The organism is Actinoplanes cyaneus (genome assembly GCF_016862095.1).
Lineage (GTDB): Bacteria > Actinomycetota > Actinomycetes > Mycobacteriales > Micromonosporaceae > Actinoplanes > Actinoplanes cyaneus.
In genome coordinates, this window is the sequence record NZ_BOMH01000010.1 from 29730 (window position 1) to 45425 (window position 15696).

The 15696-nt window shown below is 71.7% G+C and carries 13 protein-coding genes; 4 read left to right on the forward strand and 9 right to left on the reverse strand.

Annotated features, from left to right (window positions below; translation table 11 throughout):
• The first annotated feature begins 66 nt into the window (after window positions 1–66).
• Window positions 67–1707: a sensor histidine kinase gene (locus Acy02nite_RS06885; RefSeq protein WP_239174355.1), complete on the forward strand. Its 1641-nt coding sequence runs from the start codon at window positions 67–69 to the stop codon at window positions 1705–1707.
• Between the two features lie 21 nt (window positions 1708–1728).
• Entirely contained in the window at window positions 1729–2400 is a 672-nt protein-coding gene (locus Acy02nite_RS06890; RefSeq protein WP_203738967.1) for a response regulator, read from the forward strand.
• 478 nt (window positions 2401–2878) lie between these two features.
• Here the strand turns inward: Acy02nite_RS06890 and Acy02nite_RS06895 are convergent, their stop codons facing one another.
• From Acy02nite_RS06895 to Acy02nite_RS06905, 3 genes are all read right to left on the reverse strand, one after another.
• Complete coding sequence (locus Acy02nite_RS06895) at window positions 2879–3364, reverse strand: NUDIX hydrolase (protein WP_203738968.1); 486 nt, start codon at window positions 3362–3364, stop codon at window positions 2879–2881.
• A gap of 385 nt (window positions 3365–3749) precedes the next feature.
• Window positions 3750–5228 carry a GGDEF domain-containing protein gene (locus tag Acy02nite_RS06900; protein ID WP_203738969.1) on the reverse strand — a complete coding sequence of 493 codons (1479 nt, stop codon included), beginning with the start codon at window positions 5226–5228 and terminating at the stop codon, window positions 3750–3752.
• 50 nt (window positions 5229–5278) lie between these two features.
• A complete protein-coding gene (locus Acy02nite_RS06905; RefSeq protein WP_203739032.1) occupies window positions 5279–7105 on the reverse strand; it encodes an amylo-alpha-1,6-glucosidase in 1827 nt (608 codons plus the stop codon).
• Between the two features lie 114 nt (window positions 7106–7219).
• Here Acy02nite_RS06905 and Acy02nite_RS06910 point away from each other — a divergent pair, with 114 nt between their 5' ends.
• Entirely contained in the window at window positions 7220–9874 is a 2655-nt protein-coding gene (locus Acy02nite_RS06910; protein WP_203738970.1) for an MGH1-like glycoside hydrolase domain-containing protein, read from the forward strand.
• Between the two features lie 308 nt (window positions 9875–10182).
• Here Acy02nite_RS06910 and Acy02nite_RS06915 read toward each other — a convergent pair whose 3' ends face one another.
• The 4 genes from Acy02nite_RS06915 to Acy02nite_RS06930 all read right to left on the reverse strand — a co-directional run bounded on the left by Acy02nite_RS06915 (window position 10183) and on the right by Acy02nite_RS06930 (window position 13742).
• The gene (locus Acy02nite_RS06915) at window positions 10183–10455 is read right to left on the reverse strand and encodes a hypothetical protein (protein WP_203738971.1); all 273 of its coding nucleotides are present in this window, start codon (window positions 10453–10455) and stop codon (window positions 10183–10185) included.
• A 70-nt stretch (window positions 10456–10525) separates the two neighbouring features.
• The gene (locus Acy02nite_RS06920) at window positions 10526–11167 is read right to left on the reverse strand and encodes a type IV toxin-antitoxin system AbiEi family antitoxin domain-containing protein (protein WP_203738972.1); all 642 of its coding nucleotides are present in this window, start codon (window positions 11165–11167) and stop codon (window positions 10526–10528) included.
• 174 nt (window positions 11168–11341) lie between these two features.
• Window positions 11342–13171 carry an anthranilate synthase family protein gene (locus Acy02nite_RS06925; protein ID WP_203738973.1) on the reverse strand — a complete coding sequence of 610 codons (1830 nt, stop codon included), beginning with the start codon at window positions 13169–13171 and terminating at the stop codon, window positions 11342–11344.
• Between the two features lie 337 nt (window positions 13172–13508).
• Entirely contained in the window at window positions 13509–13742 is a 234-nt protein-coding gene (locus Acy02nite_RS06930; RefSeq protein ID WP_203738974.1) for a hypothetical protein, read from the reverse strand.
• Window positions 13743–13927: 185 nt separating this feature from the next.
• Between Acy02nite_RS06930 and Acy02nite_RS06935 the strand changes: the two genes are divergently transcribed.
• A complete protein-coding gene (locus Acy02nite_RS06935) occupies window positions 13928–14326 on the forward strand; it encodes a response regulator transcription factor (RefSeq protein ID WP_203738975.1) in 399 nt (132 codons plus the stop codon).
• On the opposite strand, the gene Acy02nite_RS06940 is transcribed toward Acy02nite_RS06935, so the two are convergent.
• Together Acy02nite_RS06940 and Acy02nite_RS06945 are read right to left on the reverse strand one after the other, a co-directional pair.
• Window positions 14319–15287, reverse strand: a complete 969-nt coding sequence (locus Acy02nite_RS06940; protein ID WP_203738976.1) for a permease prefix domain 1-containing protein — start codon at window positions 15285–15287, stop codon at window positions 14319–14321. The two genes, Acy02nite_RS06935 and Acy02nite_RS06940, sit on opposite strands and share 8 nt — an antisense overlap.
• A complete protein-coding gene (locus Acy02nite_RS06945; protein ID WP_203738977.1) occupies window positions 15284–15673 on the reverse strand; it encodes a PadR family transcriptional regulator in 390 nt (129 codons plus the stop codon). Before Acy02nite_RS06945 ends, Acy02nite_RS06940 begins: the two co-directional genes overlap by 4 nt.
• Window positions 15674–15696: the final 23 nt, after the last annotated feature.

Consider the following 15696-nt stretch of genomic DNA (forward strand, 5'->3'; position numbering starts at 1 on the left):
GGCGTACGCCGGGATCCGGACCCGGGGCCGATGCCGGCGCCGCCCCGGTGACGTAGTTTCGGCTGCATGAGGCAGCGCGGGCGGGACGGGCGCCGGGAGCCGCGGGACGACCGCTGCTCCTCGTTCGGCGATCCGCCGCCGCGCGCCGATGCCGAGCTCCGCCCGGAGCACTGGCGGCACCGCGTCCGGCAGGCGCACGACGGGTGGCCGCCCGCCTCGGTGATCGCCACCACGGTCGTCCAGATGGTCGCCACCAACGTGCTCTCCTCGCACGCCGGCGGCCTGCTGCTCCGCCCCTGGGACAACCTCACCACCCTGCTGCTGCTCGCCGGCCCGCTGGCGCTCTTCTGGCGTCGCCGCGCCCCGGCCACGGTCTTCGCCGTCACGGCGGCCGCCGCCATCGTCCTGACCACGCAGCTCGCGCTGAACGCCGCCTACACCGTCCCGGCCGTCATCGCGCTCTACACGCTGGCCCGCACCGGCCGTCGCCAGACCGCGCTGATCAGCGCCACCACCGCGTGGGCCGTCTGGCTGGGCATCTCCGTGGGGCTGACCGACGTGCTGCACCTCGACGAGCGTGCGGTGCCGAAGACGGGGCAGGCCTGCCTCGCCGCGACCGGGCTCGGGCTGGTGATCCTGCTCGGCGGCGCCGCCCGGATCCGCGCGGAGAACTACGCCGCGCAGGCCAGGACCCTCGCCGAGCAGACCCGCCGGCGCGAGGAGCAGGAACGGCGGCAGGCCTCCGAGGAGCGGCTGCGGATCGCGCGGGAGCTGCACGACGTGCTCGGCCACCACCTGTCGCTGATCAACGTGCAGGCCGGGGTCGGGCTGCACCTCATGGACCAGCGTCCCGAGCAGGCCCGCGAGGCGCTGACCGCGATCAAGAGCGCCAGCGCGGAGGCGTTGCGCGAGGTCCGATCGGTGCTGGGCGTCCTGCGCACCGACGACGAGGCGGCGCCCCGGCAGCCCGCGCTCGGGCTCAACCGGCTGAGCGAGCTGACCGCGACCGCCGGCATCCCGGTCCGCACGACGGTCACCGGCGAGCCGCGCGAGCTGCCCGCCGAGGTGGACCGCGCGGCGTACCGGATCGTCCAGGAAGCTCTCACCAACGTCCGCCGGCACGCCGGGCCTGAACCCGAGGCCGACGTCGCGGTCGGCTATCTGCCGGCCGCGCTGTACGTCTCCGTCCGCAACGGCGGGCCGTCCGTGGCCGAGCCGCCCCCGCCGCCCGCCCCGGACGGTGACACGGGCAGCGGCATCGCCGGGATGCGGGCCCGGGCGGAAAGTCTCGGCGGCAGGCTGGAGGCGGGGCGGCCCCCGACGGGCGGCTTCCTCGTCACCGTCATCCTCCCGACCCGGACGCCGTCGCCTGCCGCTCCGACCTCGCCTGCCGCTCCCACTTCGCCTGGCGCTCCCACTTCGCCTGGCGTTTCGACCTCGCCTGGCGCTCCGACGTCGCCTGCCGCGCCGGCCCAGCCCGCCGCGCCGACCTCGCCGGCTCCGGCTTCGCCCCCCTGCCCGGGCCCGCCGGCGCCGTCCACGGGTCGTTCTGCCGCTGGGCCGGTTGCGCCCGGATTGTCGGATGTTGGCGGGGCGGATCGGGCTGGCGACGTGGTTCATCGTGGCGCGACGGTGACCGGTGACGCCGGGAGCGAGAACGGCCGGGCGCGGCGTTCACCGGACACACATGAGAGCTCGGACGGGTAGATGGCTCCGGAGGGGAAGAAAATGATCTCGGTGGTGCTGGCGGACGACCAAGCGTTGGTCCGGGCCGGTTTCCGCGCGCTCCTCGACGCCGAGCCGGACATCCGGGTGGTCGGCGAGGCCGCGGACGGCGTCCAGGCGGTGACCCTGGTCCGTGCCACCCGGCCCGACGTGGTGCTGATGGACATCCGCATGCCCGGCGTCGACGGGCTGGAGGCGACCAAGCGCATCGCGGCCGACCCGGCATGCGCCGACACCCGGGTCGTCATTCTCACCACGTTCGAGCTCGACGAGTACGTGTTCGAAGCCCTGCGCACCGGCGCCTCCGGCTTCCTGGTCAAGGACACCGAGCCGGTCGAGCTGATCCGCGGTGTCCGCGCCGTGGCCGCCGGCGACGGCCTGCTGTCACCCAGCGTCACCCGGCGGGTGATCGGCGAGTTCGCGGGCTCCGGGGCGACCCGCCGGCCCGAGCCACCCCGCGAACTGGACCAGCTCACCGACCGCGAACGCGAAGTGATGGCCCTGGTCGCCGAGGGCCTGTCCAACGACGAGATCGCCGCCCGCCTCGTCATCAGCCCCGCCACCGCCAAGACCCACGTCAGCCGCACCATGATCAAGCTGGGCGCGCGCGATCGGGCGCAGTTGGTCGTCTACGCCTACGAAGCCGGCCTCATCCGCCCCGGCTGGCTCACCTAGCCCGCGAGCCGCCCTGGCCGGGCGCCAACCACGTCGAGCCGACCGGCCCGGCCGCCGGCCCAGCCCTGATCCGGCCGCCCAGCCTGGCAACGCAGGTGCCCGCGGCCTCGCTTACCCGAGCAGGCAACGTCGGTGTCCGCGGCCTCGCTCACCCGACCCGGCAACGTCGGTGTCCGCGGCCCCGCTCACCCGACCCGGCGCACCGGAGTGCCGAGCGCCGCGTCGGCACCGCCACTCAATCTCGAACAACCAGCAGAGTGCCAACGGTCCGGCCTGCCGAGCAGAAACTGTCCCGGACCAATAGCTGGCGGTGAGGGTTGTATCGGGGCTCTGTTTCAACCGTGAGTGCCAGCCGGCCGTCGGTGGCTGGTGGTGAGGGTTGTGTCGGGGCGCCCTTCCAGCCGTGAGTGCCAGCCGGGTGGCTTCGGCTGGTGGTGAGGGCTGTTTCGGCGGGCTGGTGGGGCTCGGAGCCGGCGCGTCAGAAGCCGCCCTCGCCGGGCGCGGCGAAGTACGGCAGGGCGTTGTCGTCCAGGGCCAGCGCCAGCAGGCGGTGAGTGAACTCGTCGAGCTCGGGCAGTGCGTCGAGCGGGAACCACCCCACCGCCAGTGACTCGCTGTCGTTGACGCGGGCCTCGCCGCCGACCGCACGGCAGCGGAAGAAGATGTTGACCATCTGGCAGCGGTCGCCGTTCATGTAGGTGACGTTGTGCGAGACGACACCCGCCAGCCGTTCGATCTTGATCTGGACCGCGGTCTCCTCCTCGACCTCGCGGACCACGGCGTCGGCCGGCTGCTCACCCGGGTCCATCAGGCCGGCGATCAGGTTCCACTCGGCGTTGTCGCTGCGCTGGTGCAGCAGCACCTCGCCGCGGTCGTTCAGCACGATCGCCGACACGGTCGGGAACATGAGCAGTTCATGGCCGACCCGGTCGCGCAGGTTCCGGACGTAATCGGAGGCAGGCATGCCCCGAACCTACCCATGACCGGTTGCCGAGGTGTGAACGTGTGGTGCGACCGCCGTGTCGGCGCCGCAGGTGCCGCGGTCCAGGCGGGCGGGCCTGCGTAAACCCCACCCTTACCAAGGGGGCAGACCGCCCAGGCACCATTATCGCGAAGAACAGAGCGGTCGAGCACCGGCCCTGTGGACAACCTGCCGCTGTGGAAAACCGGCAGAACTGCCCGGCTTCTGATAGGGCTGCCAGGGGCCGGGAGGGGCCGCGGAGGCGGCCGAAGCCTGGCGAGGAGATCGGGAGGCGGGCCAGGGCCCGGAGGAACGGCGGAGGCGGCCAGTGGCGGGGGACCGTGGCGTGAGGCGGGCTCAGCCCAGAAGGCCGGCCCCGGCGTGTGCTTCAGCCCTGGATGGGTGCCGGCCTGTGCACCTCGGGGGCGAGGACCGTCCGGTTGCGCCCGGCCGACTTGGCGGCGTAGAGCGCCTGGTCCGCCGCCCGCAGCAGTTCGGCGGGCTCGGCGAGGGGCCCGGGGGCGGTGGCCGCGCCGATCGAGGCGGTGACCGTGATCAGGGTCTGGTCGGTGACGGCGACGGGCAGGTCGGCGACGAGTTTGCGGGTGCGTTCGGCGAGTGGTGACAGGTCGGCGGCGGAGATGTGCGGGATCACGGCGATGAACTCCTCGCCGCCGTACCGGGCGAGGGTGGCGCCGGCCCGGGTGCCGGAGGAGAGGCGTTGCGCGATCTCGCGGAGCACGCGGTCGCCGCCCGGATGCCCGTACGTGTCGTTGACTCTCTTGAAGTGGTCGATGTCGATCATGATGAGGCCGACGTTGTAGCCGGTCCGGGCCGCTCGCCGGCATTCGGTGGCGAGTGCCTCCTCGAAGTATCGGCGGTTGCGCACCCCGGTCAGGGCGTCGGTGTCGGCGGCCCGCCGCTGTGCCGCGACCAGGCCGGCCATCCGGGCCAGCACCAGCAGAAACATCACCGCACAGGCGGTGCTGGTGAGCGGGACGTCCACGTCGCGCCCGGCCAGGTGCTCGCCGAGTTGGAGGCCGGGCACCATCAGGACGGCGCAGGTGAGCATGGTCAGGCGGGCCGGGGTGGCGTCGGGCGCGGCGATCCGGCTGGGCGAGTCGAAGTCGCGCATCGCGGGGTGCAGCGCGCATGCGCCGAGCAGGCCGAGCGAGACGATCCAGGTGGCGCTGGTGATCGGCTCGCTCGTGTTCGATCCACCGAGAAGACCGACGATCGCGTACGCCGTGTCGGCCGCGAACATCAGCAACAGATACCCGAGGAGCAGGCGGAGCGACGTGCTGCGCCCGCCCGACCGCAGCACCAGCCGGATCGCCAGGATCAGCAGCATCAGGTCGAGGATCGGGTACGCCGCCTCGGTCAGTTTCTCGGACATCGCCAGTTCCGAGTCACCGGCGACCGGCTTGATGAAGAACTCCCAGCTCAGGATGCTGGCACTGATCGCCACGACGAGCGCGTCCAACCCGGTGGCGAGGTCCCAGCCCGGAGTGCGGCGCCGGATGAACGTGACCACCGCCGCCCCGATCAGCAGCGTGCTGCTCAGGTACAGCACGTCGCTCGGTGTCGGCTCGGTCATCTCGCCGGTGGTCCAGAGGTCGAAGTCGTAGATCGTGTCGGCGACGGCGTAGAGCACCTGTCCGGCGGCGAGGGTGATCCAGCCGGCCGGGCGAGTCGGCCGGTGGATCAGGATCCCGGTCACGATCATGAGCGGGGTGGCGCAGGTGATCGCCAGGTAGGGGATTTCGTGGCCCAGGAACGGCCACCCGAGTATCAGCCTCAGGCAGCAGAGCAGCGCGCAGACGGCGACCACGACGAGCCACAGCCGCCACGGCCGGTTGCGATGCATGTCTCCAGCCTCCGGTCCGACGGTTGCAGAACGGGTGCGAAGCCGGATCCTCAGAGTTTCCGCGCCCGGAGTTGCTCGGCGACCGACCAGGCCTGGAACGGGCAGCCGGTGCCGGTGTGCGGGGCGTCGCCGTCGGCGGTCTCCGAGATCGACCCGAGTCCGTGCTCGGTCAGGTGCCGTTCCGCGTCGGCGAGCACGTCCGGGACGGCTGCGCCGAGCCGGTGCCATGCCGCGGCGTACGGTCCGGTGAGCCACGGCCAGACCGTCCCGGTGTGGTACGCCCTGTCCCGTTCGCCCGGTCCGCCGGCGTGCCGCCCGTGGTAGCCGGGGGTTCCCGGCGCCTGGCTGCGCAACCCCATCGGCGTGAGCAGCGCCGCCCCGATCCGCCCGAGCACCACCGGGTCGGGTTGCAGCGGCGCGTGCGGCAGCGACCAGGCCAGCAGTTGGTTGGGCCGCAGCGTGTGATCGCCGAGCACGTCCTGCAGCAGCCCGGTCAGGGTGGGGAAGGAGCGCGCGAAGCTGTCCCGGGCCCTGCTCTCCAAGGGGGTGAAGGAGTCACCGAGGGTGGCCAGCGCGTTGATCCACAACGCGTTGATCTCCACGGCCTTCCCGGTACGGGGCGTGACCGCGACCCCGTCCACGCGCGCGTCCATCCAGGTCAGCGCCTCGCCGGGCGCCCCTTGGCGGAGCAGGCCGTCAGCCGGGTCCACCCGGATCCCGTAGCGGGTGCCGGCCAGATGATGCTCGATCACTCCCGTCAGGGCCGGCCGGAGCGTGTGGAGCAGCTCGTCGTCGCCCGTCACCGTCACGTGCCGGTCGGCCGCGTGCAGGAACCACAGGGTCGCGTCCGCGGTGTTGTACTCGACGCTGCCGGTGTCCGCGGTGTTCGCCAGCATCCCCTCGGAGAGCGTCGCGGCGTACGCCAGGAGCAGCTCCCGGCCCTCGTCGAAGCGCCGCGTGGACAGGAACAACCCCTCGTAAGCGATCATCGTGTCGCGCGACCACGCCCCGAACCACGGGTAGCCGGCGACGACGTCGGGTCCGCGCACCACGAAGGCGTCAGCCGCGAGCACGAGAGCCGCCTCGACGTGGTCGGCGGGCGCCGCCGCGGCGACGATCCCGCGGTTGCGGCGGCGGGCGGCGTCCACTGCTCCGGGGGCGGGTGGCGAGGAGAGGTCACCGGCCCACGCGACGACCTCGACGGGACTTTCCAGTGCGGAGTGGAAGCTACCGGCGTACCACAAATCCTCGTGATCCTGAAGGCCGCGGGCCGCCTCCTCGCGGTAGCGGAATCCCTCGAACCACTCGCCGGCCGAGGCGAAACCCGGCCCGGCGATCCGGTACGCGTTCTCGACGACGCACCCGTCCGCCGTCGGCGCGACGGAGAGCGAGGAGCCCTGCTCGCCGTGTGCGTTGCGCCACGCGCAGAGCGCCTCCAGGGTGATCCGGACCGGTCCGCCGGCGATCTGCCGGTGCACCACGGTGACCGCCGCCCGCCCGTGCGTCGTCGCGATCTCCCGCTCGATCACCACGTCCCCGATCCGCCACCGCCACCGCGGCACCCCGTCGATCAGCTCGAACGAGGTCAGCAGCTCGTGCCCGCGCGGGTCGATCACCCCGCCGGCCCACTCGTGGCAGCCGAGCCGCACCCGCGCGCCGGACGGCAGCGTGACCACCGTGTCGAGCGCGGCGAGGCCCAGCATGCGGGACGCGGGCGTGGCCCCGGACACCACCAGCAACCCGTGGTACCTGCGCGTCCGCAACCCTGTGACGGTCCCCATGGCGTAGCCGCCCAACCCGTCGGGTAGCAGCCATTCCCGGGCCGATCCGCCGATCGGATCAGTACATATCTGCGGTCCGAACGCGATCGGTCGCACGGTGGACATGGAAGGGGACCTCCGACCATGGGGAAGAATCGGCGAGGCCGACACACTTGACACCAGACCGTGACAGTCTCAGTGTGATCGACTCCTGACCGTAATTTCGTGGGGATGGTGAGAACGGACGTGTCGGAGCGGGATCGGCTGGCCCAGGCCGACTCCGGCGAGCAGCCGTGGCGCGCCTGGGGTCCCTACCTCTCCGAGCGGGCGTGGGGCACGGTCCGCGAGGACTACAGCGAGCACGGGACGGCGTGGGACTACTTCCCGCACGACCATGCGCGCTCCCGGGCGTACCGGTGGAACGACGACGGCATGGCCGGGATCTGTGACGACCGGCAGACGTTCTGCTTCGCGCTCGCCCTCTGGAACGGCAAGGACCCGATCCTCAAGGAGCGGATGTTCGGCCTCGGCGGCGACGGCGGCAACCACGGCGAGGACGCCAAGGACTACTGGTGGTACGAGGACTCGACGCCCACCCACTCGTGGATGCGCTGGCGCTACCACTATCCGCAGGCCGAGTTCCCGTACGACCAGCTGGTCCGGGTGAACGGGCAGCGCTCGCGCACCGAGAGCGAGTACGAGCTGGTCGACACCGGCATCTTCGACCAGGACAGGTTCTGGGCGGTCACCGTCGACTACGCCAAGGCCGGCCCGCAGGACATGTGCATCGCGATCACGGTGTCGAACCGCGGCCCGGAGAAGGCGACCCTGCACGTGCTGCCGACCCTCTGGTTCCGCAACACCTGGGCGTGGGGGCTGCCGAACCGGCCGATGCCGTCACTGAGCGGCACGCCGGGGCGGATCGCCGGGCGGCACCGCTCGATCGGTCACATCACCCTCGACGCCGAGGGCGAACCGCCGGCCCTGGTGTGCGACAACGAGACCAACGCTCAGCGCCTGTGGGGACTGCCGGGCCGCAGCCCGTACCCGAAGGACGGGATCAACGACTTCCTGATCTCCGACATGCCGACGGTGAACCCGTCCGGCGTCGGGACGAAGGGCGCGCTGCACTACGAGATCACCTGCGCGCCGGGGGAGAGCCGCACCATCCGGCTGCGCCTCGCGCAGACCGACGCGCCAGCGCCGCCGCCGGGCCCCGGAGGGGAGTACCTGGGCGAGGAGTGGACCGCGGTGATGCGCGACCGGCTCGCCGAGGCCGACGCGTTCTTCGGTGAGATCATCCCGGCCGCCGCGTCGGCGGACGAGGCCGCGGTGGCCCGCCAGGGCATCGCCGGGCTGATGTGGGGCAAGCAGTTCTACCACTTCGACGTCAAGCAGTGGCTGGTCGGCGACCCGGCCAACTCGCCGCCACCGCCGGGCCGGCGCTACGGCCGCAACAACGGCTGGTGGCACATGAACAGCTTCGACGTGATCAGCATGCCGGACCCGTGGGAGTACCCGTGGTACGCCGCGTGGGACCTGGCCTTCCACTGCGTCAGCATCAGCCGCGTCGACCCGGGCTTCGCGAAGTCCCAGCTCCTGCTGCTGCTCCGCGAGTGGTACATGCACCCCAACGGCCAGATTCCCGCGTACGAGTGGTCGTTCGGCGACGTGAACCCGCCGGTGCACGCGTGGGCCGCGCTGCGGGTCTTCGAGATCGACGGCGGTCGTGACTACGACTTCCTGTCCCGGATCATGCACAAGCTGCTGCTGAACTTCACCTGGTGGGTGAACCGCAAGGACGTCGGCGGCAACAACGTCTTCGAGGGCGGCTTCCTCGGCCTGGACAACGTCGGCCCGTTCGACCGGTCGGCGGCGTTGCCGGTCGCCGGGGTGCTCGAACAGTCCGACGGCACGGGCTGGATGGCGATGTACGCGCTCAACCTGCTCGACATGGCGATCATCCTGGCGCTGCACGACCGGGCGTACGAGGACATGGCGACGAAGTTCTTCGAGCACTTCACGTACATCGCGGAGGCGGCGTACCGGCAAGGGCTGTGGGACGAGGAGGACAGCTTCTTCTACGACGTGCTGCGCCTGCCCGACGGCCACAAGGTGCCGCTCAAGGCCCGCTCGATCGTCGGCCTGCTCCCGCTCGCCGCGACCACCCGGCTCACCTCCGACACGCTGAACCGGCTGCCCGAGGTCAACGCGCGGGTGCGCTGGATGCTGCACAACCAGACCGATTACGGCGACGTGATCAGCGCCCGGCGCCTGGGCGGGGCCGACCGCCGCCGCCAGCGACTGCTCAGCATGGTCGGGCAGGACCAGCTGCTCCGGATCCTCGCGCGCCTGCTCGATCCGGAGGAGTTCCTCTCGCCGTACGGGCTTCGCACGCTCTCCCGGTCACACCTGGAGAAGCCGTTCACGGTGTCGCTGGGCGGCTCCGACTTCACTGTCGGCTACGAGCCGGCGGAAAGCACGAGCGGCCTGTTCGGCGGCAACTCCAACTGGCGCGGTCCGGTGTGGATGCCGGTCAACTACCTGCTGGTCGAGGCGTTGCGCGAGTTCGCCGAGTTCTACGGCGAGGACCTGCGCGTCGAATACCCCACGGGCTCCCAGACGAAGGTGTCGCTCTCCGAGGTCGCCGACGACCTGGCGCGCCGCCTGATCGCCCTGTTCGTCCCGGACGAGACCGGCCACCGCCCGATCTACGGCGCGACCACCCTGTTCCAGACCCACCCCGACTGGAAGGACCTGATCGCCTTCCCGGAGTACTTCCACGGCGACAACGGCGCCGGCCTCGGCGCTTGGCACCAGACAGGCTGGTCCGCCCTGGTCGTCGACCTGATCCTCACCCTCCACGACCCCCGCAAGAACCCCTAGCCCGATCGCCCCGTCAGCGGCGGCCAGAGGCGGAGAGGTTCGCCGTCGCGCCGGGTGGTCAACGCCCGACGCCCGGCTGGCCGCTGGAGGTGTTTCCGGGTGGGGATGCACCTCTGGGGTCCAGCCGGGCTGCTCTGGCTGGTTGCTGGAGGTGTTTCCGAGTGCGGATACACCCGTGAGGTCCAGCCGGGCCGCTTCGTGCGAGGCAACGGGAGACATGCCGGGACCGCGGGCGTACTTCCCTGGAGCTGAGTGATCGGCGAGGCAGGGCGTCCGTGGTGCGGAGCCCTGCCTCGCCGGTCGGTGGGTCAGTGGGCGCGGCTGACGATTTCCTCGGCCACGTGGCGGAGCTGTTCGTGGTCGGGGTTGAAGCCGGCGGCGATGTCCGGGTGCAGACCGGCCCGGGCCTGCTCCAGGAGCATGCTGGTGACCTGGTCGACGCTCTCCCCGGCATAGTGCTGCTGGATCTTGGCGGTCGCGGCCTGCAGGGCCGAACTGAGCTGATCCTCCAGGGGACCCTGCAGTTTCTGCTCCACCGGGTTGAGCGACTGCGTATCGAGAGTGACGTGCGGTTCGGACAAGGTTTCCTCCGAAGGTCAGCGACGCCGTGCGGATACCCGGCTGTCGGCGCTCAGTAAACAATTCAACGAGTCAGGTGGCCCGGGGGAGATCCCAATCGTCGTCGAGGACCGTGTCCTCGATCAGCTCGCGCCGGGTCAGCCGGGGCAGGCGGGCCAGCACCGGCCGGATCTGGGCCGAGCTCACCAGCTGCTGGTGCTGGACGGCGCCGAGCACGATCATCGCCTCCAGCCCGTCCGCCGCCCACTCCACGGCATCGATCAGGGCGCGGGCCGCCGTGGTGCACGGTGGCGCCGCCGTCGGGCAGACGTCGGCACTGCCCAGCCGCCGCGTGCGGTGCACCACGACGTCCGGTGGCGTGTGGCGGGCCGGCCGGCTCGCGGGCACCAGCACGTGGACCGGGAGGTCACCGGCCACCGGCCCGGTGTCCAGGCCCAGGAGCCGCAGCGCGGTCACGCCGGCGAGCGGCGCGGGCCGCCCGTGGCCGGCGGTGAGGCTGGCGATCCACAGGCGCTGCCGATCGTCCGCGTCGTCGGCACGGGTCAGGTAGAGCCCGTGGTGCACGCGTCTCCACCGCCCGGACCGGAGTCGATGGCGGACGGCCTTGTCGCTGAGCTGCTGCCGGGCCTGCTGCCAGGTGATCAGGCCGTCCTGCCGGTGCAGGAGCGCGTGGAGCGCCGGGGCGTTGCGCGGGGTGGAGTCGCAAGTCGTCATGCGCCCAGCATTCGCGCTCCGAGCCGCGGTTTCCAGCCCCTGTGGACAGCGCCGGGCGGGGCCGTGACGCTCACCGGCGCGGACCCTCGGGTGAGGGGCGTCAGCGGTACACGACAAGGGTCGGTGGTCCAAGGTGAGGCTCTCGATCACCTTGGACCACCGACATCCTCTTCGCTACCCGTTCGCGAGCGGGCTAACCACTTCGGCCAGCAACGGCGGAAGAAGTTCACGAAGAACGTCGATCCCGTCGCGGCTGAGCACCGACTCCGGGTGGAACTGCACCCCGGCGAACCGCGGCCCGCGCAACGCGTGCACCGCCCCGTCGGCCGGGTCCCGGGCGATCTCCACCGGGCCGTACGGCGAGGGCATCGAGGACACCGCACAGGACGCCGCGAAGCTGGAGTAGAAGCCGACCCGCCGGACGCTGCCGAACAGGTCCACGTCCCGCGCCAGCCCCTGATAGGTCTGCTCCCGCCGGAACAGCGGCAACCCCAGGTGCAACGCCAGCAACTCCTGACCCAGGCAGACCGCGAACAGTGGCCGCCCCGCGGCGAGCCGGGCCGCCACGATCCCGCGCAGCGCCGTCATCTTGGCGTCCTCCGGCGACGACGGGTCCCCGGGGCCGGGCCCGGCCACGAGCAGGTCGGCGTCGGGCACGGGCGCGGACCACGGCACCACGGTGACGGCCAGCCCGAGCGCTTTGAGCTGGTGCGCGAGCATCCCGGTGAACGTGTCCTCCCCGTCCACGATCACCGCCGAGCGCCCGGCCAGCGACGGCACGGCCAGTGCGCCCTCCGCGCGCGAGTCGAGCCAGAACCGGGCGAGGTCCACGTTGCGGGCGGCCAGCGTGCGCTGCTCCTCCTCGCCGGCCGCGGGCGGGGGCGACGTCCGTACGGGAATGGTGGCGGCCCCCAGCGCGGACAGCACGCCCGCCGCCTTGGTGTGGGTCTCGGCCACCTCGCCCGCCGCGGTCGAGTGCCTGACCAGCGTCGCGCCGACCGGGACGCGCAGGGTGCCCCGGGGCGTGATCTCCGCGGTCCGGATCAGGATCGGCGCGTCCAGGGACTGCGTGCCGTCCTCGGCGACCTCCAGCAGCGCCAGCACGCCCGCGTAGTAGCCCCGCCCGCGCCGCTCGTGCCGCGCGATCACCCGGCACGCGTTCTCGATCGGGCTGCCGGTCACGGTCGGCGCGAACATGGTCTCCCGCAGCACCTCCCGGACGTCCAGCGAGCCGCGCCCGGCCAGCAGATACTCGGTGTGCGTGAGATGCGACATCTGCTTGAGGTACGGCCCGGCGACCTGCCCGCCGTGCTCGGCCACGGTCGCCATCATCTTCAGCTCCTCGTCGAGCACCATGTACAGCTCCTCGACCTCCTTCGGGTCCCGCAGGAAGTCGATCAGCTCGCCGGAGCCGTGCCGGAACGTGCCGCTGATCGGGTTCATCATCACGATGCCGTCGGTGACGCTGACGTGCCGTTCCGGGGTCGCCCCGACCAGGGTCCGCGTGCCGGTGTGCACCAGGAACGTCCAGTACGTGCCCTGCTCGCCCTGCAGCAGCCGGCCGAACGCGGCCCGCGCCGCCTCCACCGGGTCGCCGTCCACTGTCGCCTCGAAGACGCGGTGGATCACGAAGTTCGCGCCCTCGCCGTGCCCGATCTCGTCGCGCAGCACGTCCTCGACGATCGCCCCGTACTCGTCGTCCCCCAGATCGAACCGTCCCCCGGAGACCCGCAGCTCACCGGCGGGGAAGTCGCTCAGCGGCCGGGTCTCGCGGGTGGTGACGAGCAGGCATTCCAGCGGCGCGCCGTCGTCCACGCAGTCGAAGCCGCGCTCGGCGATCTGCCGGTACGGCACCACGGCGAGCACGGGCCGCCCCGGTTCGAGCGGAATGCCGGCGAGCGTCTCCACGGTGATCACCTCGCCGGTGAGCACCTCGACGTGATCGGCGCCGTCACGGTGCAGAAGGGCGAACGGCCGCTGCGGCAGTGCTGAGGATGTGGGCATGGTCCCTCGTTCCGGGCAGGGGCCGCGTGCCGAGTCCAGCCATGCAAAACGGCCGCCTCGACGAGGCGGCCGCGGTTGGTTACGCGCGAGTGGTGGCCGCCGTCAGGCGGGCCACCACATGCTCAAGCGCGCGTTCATGACCGGCAGCCTAGCCGCGCCCGTGCGCCCGCCGCCATCCCGCCGCCCGCATTTCCCGCGATGAGGGACCGGATCAACCCCTCCTCCCGCGTACGCCGTGAGCACCAGGCCGGCCTGGCGGGCGTCGCGGTCGGGAGCCGGCGCCGGGATCACCTCGCGGGTGAGTGCCACGGGCGCCGGCTCACGCCGTACGCGCGAATCAGGCGGCGAAGGCGAGCCGGACGGCGGACCGTGCCCACCGCATGCGGCCGATCGCACAGTCCGGATGCTCGCCGAACTCCTGGGCGACCAGCGCGGCGCAGCCGTTCTCCCCGAGCCGGCTCACCGTCGTGGTGACCGCCTCGCGGATCACCTCCAGGGTTGGCGCCTGAGAACGCTGCAGGTCGGAGACGAAGAGCGCTTCGGTGCGGACGTCGTCGATCATCGCGGTCATCGGTCCCTCCCGGTTCGATGCTTTGCCGATGGTGGCACGCGGACCAGCACACTCCCGCCGGGTGGCAGGCCGGGCGCACCCCGGGTGCAGACGGGTTGCACGGCGCAATCCCGCCATCTCGCCTCCATAGCCGCATATCACCGGATACGGTGTTACGAGCGTGATGCCGATCGAGGGGAGCTGCCGTGACCACGGTCCTGGTGGCCGACGACGACGCCGACATCCGGGATCTGGTGGCGTTCAAGCTGGAGCAGGCCGGTCTCGAGGTGATCACGGTCGGGGACGGTCAGGCCGCCGTGGAGCAGGCCCGCACGCGCCGCCCGACGCTCGCCGTGCTGGACGTCTCGATGCCGCTGCTCTCCGGGATCGACGTGTGCCGCATGCTGCGCGCCGACCCGGCCACCGCCGGCATGCTGATCATCATGCTCACCGCCCGGGTCCAGGAGCAGGACGTCGAGGGCGGGTTCAGCGCGGGCGCCGACGACTACGTGACCAAGCCGTTCAGCCCGCGTGAGCTGGTGTCCCGGATTCAGGCACTGCTCACACGGGCTCGAACACAGGACGCGACCCCCGGGCTCAGCTGAAGTCGTAGCTCCCGCCGGTGCCCGGGACCTTGCCCGGCAGCCCGCGCCGCGTCCGCTCGGCCCGCAGCGCCGTGTCGATGATGTCCCACGCCGCGCCGACCACCACCAGGGCGATGAGCCCGGTGTTCATCCAGCCCCGGGCGTTGCCGCCGTCGAGGTCGAGGAAGCCCTGGAAGGCGGGGTTGAAGAACCGGTCGGAGGCAAGCAGCCAGACCAGCGGCGCCGCCCATGCCACGGTGAGCACCGCGTTCACGACCGCGACCGTCCGGGTCGTCGCGCCGAGCCGGTACACCCAGACGTAGTAGAAGGCGCGCAGGACGAACAGCGCGATCATCACGGGCCACCAGAAGGACCAGTTCGCCGGGTCGAGCAGCGGCACGTCGGTGAACGTGAACTGCTGGAGCACCAGCGCCGCGATCAGCAGCACCACCCACACGACCCCGGTGAGCATCTGACCGAGGCCGGCGCGCTGGGCCTCGTACCGCGGAAGGTCCTTGAGCGACCAGTTGACCTTGACCGGCGTGTTCGTCCGCTCGGCGATCGCGAAGACCAGCGTGACCCAGAAGCAGAGGTGCGCACCGACAGTGATCAGCCCGGACACCGCCCCGCCGATGATCTTGCCGATGTTCGGGTCCTCGAAGATCTGGACCACGACCCCGACCGTCACGACGATCGGCAGCACCGTCCAGAGCAGGATCTTCAGCAGCCGCCGCCAGACCGGGAACAGCTCCGGCCCGATCAGGTAGGCCGGGCGCCCCGCATACCGATCCGCCAGCCGCTCCGGATCGCCCAGCTCGGTGAGGGTGGTCTCGACGGCCGCCTCGCGGGACTCCCCGGCCTCGACCCGGGCGTCGACCGCGTCCTCGATGGAGGCGCGCAGCTCACGGTCGATGTCGGCGCGCTGCTGCTCCGGGATCCGCCGCAGCGCGGTGAAGACGTAACGATCGACGAGGTTGGTCATTTCTCGCTCCCCAGAGTCGTGCCGGTGGAAAGGTCGCCGATCGCGGCGTCGAGCCGTTCGTCGGAGAGGTCGCCGATCGCCGTGTTGAGCCGTGCCCACTCGCCGCGCAGGGTCTCGGCGAGAGCCTCGCCCTGCTCGGTGGTCCGGTAGAACTTCCGCGGGCGGGTCTCGTCGGTGTTCCATTCGCTGGTCAGCAGCCCCTGCGCCTCCAGGCGGCGCAGCAGCGGATAGAGCGTGTTCGCCTCGACCTCGAAGCCGGCGCGGCTCAAGGTCTCCAGCAGTGAGTAGCCATAGCCGGGCGTGCGCAGGACGGTGAGGCTCGCGACGACCACGGTGCCGCGCCGCAGTTCCTGCAGATGCCCCGCTAGCGTCGCATCCATTGTCATGCCAGCAACGATAGTGTGTGTCG